The sequence below is a fragment of the Stenotrophomonas sp. STEN087 genome, assembly GCF_056759115.1.
In genome coordinates this window covers 1-5907 of sequence record NZ_JBRRCR010000142.1, presented here as the reverse complement: position 1 = coordinate 5907, position 5907 = coordinate 1, and the positions used below count along the sequence as shown (strand labels likewise).

The following is a 5907-nucleotide window of genomic DNA, read 5'->3' as shown; positions in this document are numbered from 1 at the left end:
CCCCCCCTTGGGGTGGTTGGGGGGGTAAAACCCTTTTGAGCCCCCCATTGCGGGGCGGGCGCGGGGCGGGATCCTTTTCCGCCGGCCTTGGCCCAGCGCTACCGTCGGGCGGGCGGGGCAATGCCCGGCGACGCCTTCATCAGTACAGAATGCGGGTTCGCAGGGTGCCCGGGATCGCGGCCAGCTCGTCACGCACGGCGCCGGCCTGTTCCTCGCTGGCGGTGATGTCGATCACCACGTAGCCCACCTTCGGGTCGGTGCGCAGGAACTGGCCGTCGATGTTGAAGTTGTGCCGCGAGAAGATCTCGTTGACCTTGGACAGCACGCCCGGCACGTTCTGGTGGATGTGCAGCAGGCGCAGGCTGTCGGCGTGCTCGGGCAGGGTCACTTCCGGGAAGTTGACCGCCGACAGGGTGCTGCCGTTGTCGCTGTAGCGCACCAGCTTGGCCGCCACCTCGATGCCGATGTTGTCCTGTGCTTCCAGCGTGCTGCCGCCCACATGCGGGGTCAGGATCACGTTGTCGTGGCGGGTCAGCGGCGATTCGAAGACATCGCCGTTGCCCTTCGGCTCGACCGGGAACACGTCCAGCGCGGCGCCGCCGATATGGCCGCTGGCCAGCGCTGCATCCAGGGCATCAATGTCGACCACGGTGCCGCGCGCGGCATTGATCACGTGCGCGCCGGGGCGCATCTTCGCCAGCTCGGTGGCGCCGATCATCCACTGCGTGGACGGGGTTTCCGGCACGTGCAGGGTGACGATGTCGGCGCGCGCCAGCAGGTCGTCCAGGCTGGCGGCAGCGCGGGCGTTGCCCAGCGACAGCTTGGTTTCCACGTCGTGGAAGATCACCTGCATGCCCAGCGATTCAGCCAGTACGCCGACCTGGGTGCCGATGTGGCCGTAGCCGATGATGCCCAGGGTCTTGCCACGCACTTCATGGCTACCGCTGGCCGACTTCGACCAGCCGCCGCGATGGCATTCGGCGTTCTTCTGCGGAATGCCGCGGGTCAGCATGATCGCTTCGGCGATGACCAGCTCGGCCACGCTGCGGGTGTTGGAATAGGGGGCGTTGAACACGGGGATGCCGGCCAGCTCGGCCGCGTCCAGGTCGACCTGGTTGGTGCCGATGCAGAAGCAGCCCACGGCGATCAGACGCTTGGCCTCGGCCAGCACCTCGGCACTGAGCTGGGTGCGCGAGCGGATGCCGACGATGTGCGCCTCGGCGATGCGGGCCTTCAGTTCGTCTTCCGGCAGCGCCTTGCTGTGCGCTTCGATCTGGCTGTAGCCGGCGGAGGTGAAAACCTCCACGGCGGTCTGGCTGACCCCCTCCAGCAACAGCACGCGGATATCCTGCTTGGGGAACGAGGTCTTCTTCGGCGACATGGTGCGGCACGGCCAGTGGGACAGGGGCTGACCACTATGCCAGATCGCCGGGGCCATGGTGCAGTGCGGAAATAGTTGCATTCGTAGCCATCTGCTGGCGATTGACGGGACTGGACGCTGGCCCGCGCCGCTGGCACGCTTGCCCGTTCTTCACGCACCGCGCTGGACTGTCATGACCGATTCCCGCATCGCCTCGCTGCAGCAGGCCTGTCCCGGCCTGAAGCTGAAGACCGACCCTGCCGACCTGGAGCATTACGGCCGCGACTGGACCCGGCGCTGGACCCCGGCGCCGCTGGCCATCGCCCTGCCGGCAACGGTGGAGGAGGTGCAGGCGGTGATGCGCTGGAGCGCGGCCGAGGCTGTGTCAGTGGTGCCCTCGGGCGGCCGCACCGGCCTGTCCGGCGGCGCGGTGGCGGCCAATGGCGAGCTGGTGCTGAGCCTGGAGCGGATGAACAAGGCGCTGGCCTACGACGCCGTCGACCGCACCCTGGTGGTGCAGGCGGGCATGCCGCTGGAGGCGCTGCACAATGCTGCGCTGGAACACGGCCTGATCTATCCGGTGGATTTCGCGGCGCGTGGCTCGTGCTCGATCGGCGGCAACATCGCCACCAATGCCGGCGGCATCCGCGTGATCCGCTACGGCAACACCCGCGAATGGATCGCCGGGCTGAAGGTGGTCACCGCCAGCGGTGAGCTGCTGGAACTCAACAAGGGCCTGATCAAGAACTCCAGCGGCTACGACTTCCGCCAGCTGATGATCGGTTCGGAAGGCACGCTGGGCGTGATCGTCGAAGCCACGGTGAAGCTGACCGACCCGCCGCCGGCCAGCAACGTGATGCTGCTGGCGGTGCCCAGTTTCGACGTGCTGATGCAGGTGTTTGCCGCCTTCCGTGCGCGGCTGCAGCTGCAGGCCTTCGAATTCTTCACCGAGCGCGCGCTCGAACACGTGCTGGCGCACGGTGCGCAGGCGCCGTTCGACGAGGCGCACCCGTATTACGTGGTCACCGAGTTCGCCGCCAATGACGAGGCGCAGGAAGCAGCGGCCATGGCGGCCTTCGAGGACTGCATGGGCAATGGCTGGGTCAGCGATGGCGTGATCAGCGCCAGCGATGCCCAGGCCGCCCAGCTGTGGCGCCTGCGCGAGGGCATCACCGAGGCAGTGGCACGCTACAAGCCGTACAAGAACGACGTCTCGGTGCGGATCTCGGCGATGCCGGCGTTCCTGGCCGAGACCCAGGCGCTGATCGGCGAGGCGTATCCGCATTTCGACGTGGTCTGGTTCGGCCACATCGGTGACGGCAACCTGCACATCAACGTGCTGAAACCCGATGACACCAGTAACGCCGATTTCGTAACGCAGTGCGAGCACGTCACCAAGCTGCTGGCGCAGGTGCTGGCGCGCTTCGATGGCAGCATTTCCGCCGAGCACGGCATCGGCCTGGTCAAGAAGGGCTACCTGGACAGCACGCGCGGACCGGCGGAAATCGCGCTGATGAAGGCGGTCAAGCGCGCGTTCGATCCCGACGCGCGGCTGAATCCAGGCAAGCTGTTCGACGTCTGATGCAGGCAAAGACTTCACGCAACCATTACGCTCCATGCATACCCACTGATGGCCTGACCACGATGACCCGTCCGCTTCTGCTGCTCGCCCTGCTGTCACTGCCGCTGGCCGGCTTTGCTTCCAGCTTCGCCGGCTCGTCTGCCGGTACGTCGGCCGGTTCGGCCTCCGCTTCTTCGGCAGGTACCTCGGGCAGCAGTTCGGGTGATGACAAGGTTGTGCTGGCTGCGCGCGATGACGCGGCTGCCTTTGTTGCCAGCGATGGCCAGATCCGTGGCGCGCGCCTGCAGGCGGCACTGGTGCACCTGCGCGAGCAGGATGCCACTGCCCAGCAGCAGAGCGACCTGCAGCTGGCCCGCGCGCTGCTGGCGCGCTGATCCGGCCTTCCGGTAGTGCCGGCCGCTGGCCGGCAATTCCATGACATCTGCACGGAACGCAGCCACGCATGGCGTGGCTCTACTGCTGATCGCGCATGCTGCGCACGCCGCCGATCGCCTGCAGCTCGATCCGGCCGGACTGAGCGAGCCGCAACAGCAGCTCGCCCGGCAGACGCTGGACGACGTGCAGGCGCTGCTGCCCGATGGCCTGCTGCGTGCCTTACCCGCGCAGGTACGGGTGTCGTGGCGCGATGATCTGCCGGCACAGGTACACGGCCGCGCATTCGCCGGGCGCATCGCCCTGCGCCTGGATCTGCTGGATGACAGCCAGGCCGGTGCGCGCCGTGCGCGCCGCAGCGCACTGATCCATGAACTGACCCACGTTGCCGACCGCAGCGGCGCGAACTGGTCGCGCAGCGCGCGTTGGCGCGATCTGGCCGGCTGGCAGCGCAGGCCGTGGCACCTGGGGCGTGGCGCCAATCATTTCAGCGACCGCAGCCCGGATCCCTACGAGCTGCAGGACCCCGCCGAATACCTGGCGGTGAACGCCGAGCGCTTCGTCCTCGATGCCGAATTCGCCTGTCGCCGGCCGGCCATGGCGCAGTGGTACCAGCAGCATTTCGGGACGCCGCCGTCGCTGCCGGCGCCGCAGTGCGGGCGTACCGTGCCGCTGCTGCAGGCCGAGGAGGAGGAGGGCGCCGCGTCGCTGCTGCAACTGGACCCTTCGCGCGTCTATGCCGTGGACTACCTGCTGGCCGAAGGCAGTGCGCAGCCGATGAGCCGCTGGGGCCACAGCATGCTGCGGCTGGTGATCTGCCGCCCGGGCCGCGTGCCGGGGCCCGAGTGCCGGCTGGATCTGCAGTACCACCGCGTCCTGTCGTTCCGTGCATTCGTCGGCGACGTGCAGATTTCCAACTGGCGCGGCCTGACTGGCGGCTATCCCTCGCGCCTGTACGTGCTGCCGCTGCAGCAGGTGGTGGACGAGTACACCAAGGTCGAGCTGCGTGGCCTGCAGTCGTTGCCGTTGAAGCTCGACCGCAGCGAGATCGCCAGCCTGCTCGAGCGCACGGCGCAGGTGCACTGGAGCTATGACGGGCGCTATTACTTTGTCAGCAACAACTGTGCGGTGGAAGCGGCCAAGCTGCTGCAGGCCGGCGTGCCGCGGTTGGGCGAGGCGGGCCTGGCCCAGCTGAGCCCGCGTGGCCTGCGCCGGCGTCTGGCGCGGCTGGAGGTACTGGATGCGCGGGTGCTGGATGATCCTGCCACTGCGCAGGCGCAGGGCTACTACTTCGCATCGGCACGCGATCATTACCAGCAGCTGTTTGCGGTCGCGGCGGCACAGAACGCATTGCCGGCGGCGGACGTTCGGGACTGGCTGAAGCTGCCCGCGCGGCAGCGCGCGCCGTGGCTGCAGCAGGGCGATGTGCGCGCCAGCGCCGGGTTGCTGCTGCTGGAGCAGGCCGCGCAGCGCCGCGCCGAGCTGCGTGCGCGCGATAGCTTGAAGCGTCGCCTGCTGGCGGCGCCGGACGGCCCGGCAACCGCGCAGCTGCGTGGCCTGCTGGAACAGAGCGGGCAGTGGCTGCGGCCAGGCCGGCTGCTGGCCGAGGGCGGTTACGGATTGCCGCTGGCCGAGGAGCAGGCCGTGGTCGCCGAGGCCGTGACCGCCGCCAGTGCCGCGGCCGTGCCTGCCTGGCAGTCGCTGCGCCAGCAACTGCGCGCAGAGCTGCCTGCCGGACAACGGCAGGAGCTGGATGACATCGATGCCAACCTGGCCGCACTCGGCAACCGGCTGCGGGAGCAGGCAGCGGCGCCGGCAGCGGGCGTGGCCGTTCGTTGATTGCCCGGTGCGCGGGGCTGCGGTCAGGCGGCTTTCAGGCCCTGCCTGCGCCGAAGTGGTACGGTCAGGTGTCCTCAGCAGTATCGACAAGGAGTCGAGCCATGCGTACAGCTCCCAGCCTGTTGGCGGCCTCCCTGGGCATCATCCTCACCGCGTGCCAGCCGGCACCAGCCCCCGCCGCAGCGGCAGGCGCCGACCTGCCAGCCCCCGTGCCTGAGCCGGCGACGGACAGTGCCGCCGCGAGCGAAACCGAAGGCAACGGCAGCGCAGGCACCGCAGCGTTCCGTGCCAGCGGCAATGAACCCGGCTGGCTGGCCGTGGTCGACGGCGACGCGCCAGGCCTTCAGGTCGAGGTGGACTATGGCGAGCGCCGTTTCCAGGTTTCCGCACCCACCGCGGGCGCCGATGGCTGGGCTGGCAACGCCGCTGATGGCACGCCCATCAAGCTGAGCTTCCAGCGCACCACCTGCCAGGACGGCATGAGCGGCGAATCATTCGAGGCCAAGGCGATGTTGACCATCGGCGCGCACCAGTACCACGGCTGCGGCAACTTCGGCAGCAAATAATCGTAATTCTGTAGAGCCGCGCCCCTGCTCGGCTGCACTTGCCCGCGATGCATCAGCAGAAGCAGCCGAGCATGGGCTCGGCTCTACAGGAGGCGGTCGCCGGGGGGGCGGGCCCCGCCCGGGGGCGGGGTGAGGGGGGCGGGCGCGGCTCGCCGGCGGGGGGGGGGGCCGGCGCGCGCGGCCGCCGG

General features: G+C 69.0%; 5 protein-coding genes. 4 read left to right on the top strand and 1 reads right to left on the bottom strand.

The annotated features are described in order from the left end of the window. Positions 1 to 139 precede the first annotated feature (139 nt). Positions 140 to 1381, bottom strand: coding sequence for a phosphoglycerate dehydrogenase (gene serA / locus ACVOK1_RS19985; RefSeq protein WP_481563047.1), 1242 nt, complete (start codon positions 1379 to 1381; stop codon positions 140 to 142). Positions 1382 to 1553: 172 nt separating this feature from the next. On the opposite strand from serA, the gene ACVOK1_RS19980 reads away from it, so the two are divergent. The 4 genes from ACVOK1_RS19980 to ACVOK1_RS19965 all read left to right on the top strand — a co-directional run bounded on the left by ACVOK1_RS19980 (position 1554) and on the right by ACVOK1_RS19965 (position 5719). After that, positions 1554 to 2942 carry an FAD-binding oxidoreductase gene (locus ACVOK1_RS19980; protein ID WP_481563046.1) on the top strand — a complete coding sequence of 463 codons (1389 nt, stop codon included), beginning with the start codon at positions 1554 to 1556 and terminating at the stop codon, positions 2940 to 2942. Positions 2943 to 3004: 62 nt separating this feature from the next. Continuing rightward, the gene (locus ACVOK1_RS19975; RefSeq protein ID WP_481563045.1) at positions 3005 to 3316 is read left to right on the top strand and encodes a DUF2388 domain-containing protein; all 312 of its coding nucleotides are present in this window, start codon (positions 3005 to 3007) and stop codon (positions 3314 to 3316) included. Positions 3317 to 3356: 40 nt separating this feature from the next. Continuing rightward, positions 3357 to 5153 carry a DUF7844 domain-containing protein gene (locus ACVOK1_RS19970; RefSeq protein ID WP_481563044.1) on the top strand — a complete coding sequence of 599 codons (1797 nt, stop codon included), beginning with the start codon at positions 3357 to 3359 and terminating at the stop codon, positions 5151 to 5153. A 101-nt stretch (positions 5154 to 5254) separates the two neighbouring features. Further along, positions 5255 to 5719: a hypothetical protein gene (locus ACVOK1_RS19965; protein ID WP_481563043.1), complete on the top strand. Its 465-nt coding sequence runs from the start codon at positions 5255 to 5257 to the stop codon at positions 5717 to 5719. Positions 5720 to 5907 lie beyond the last annotated feature (188 nt).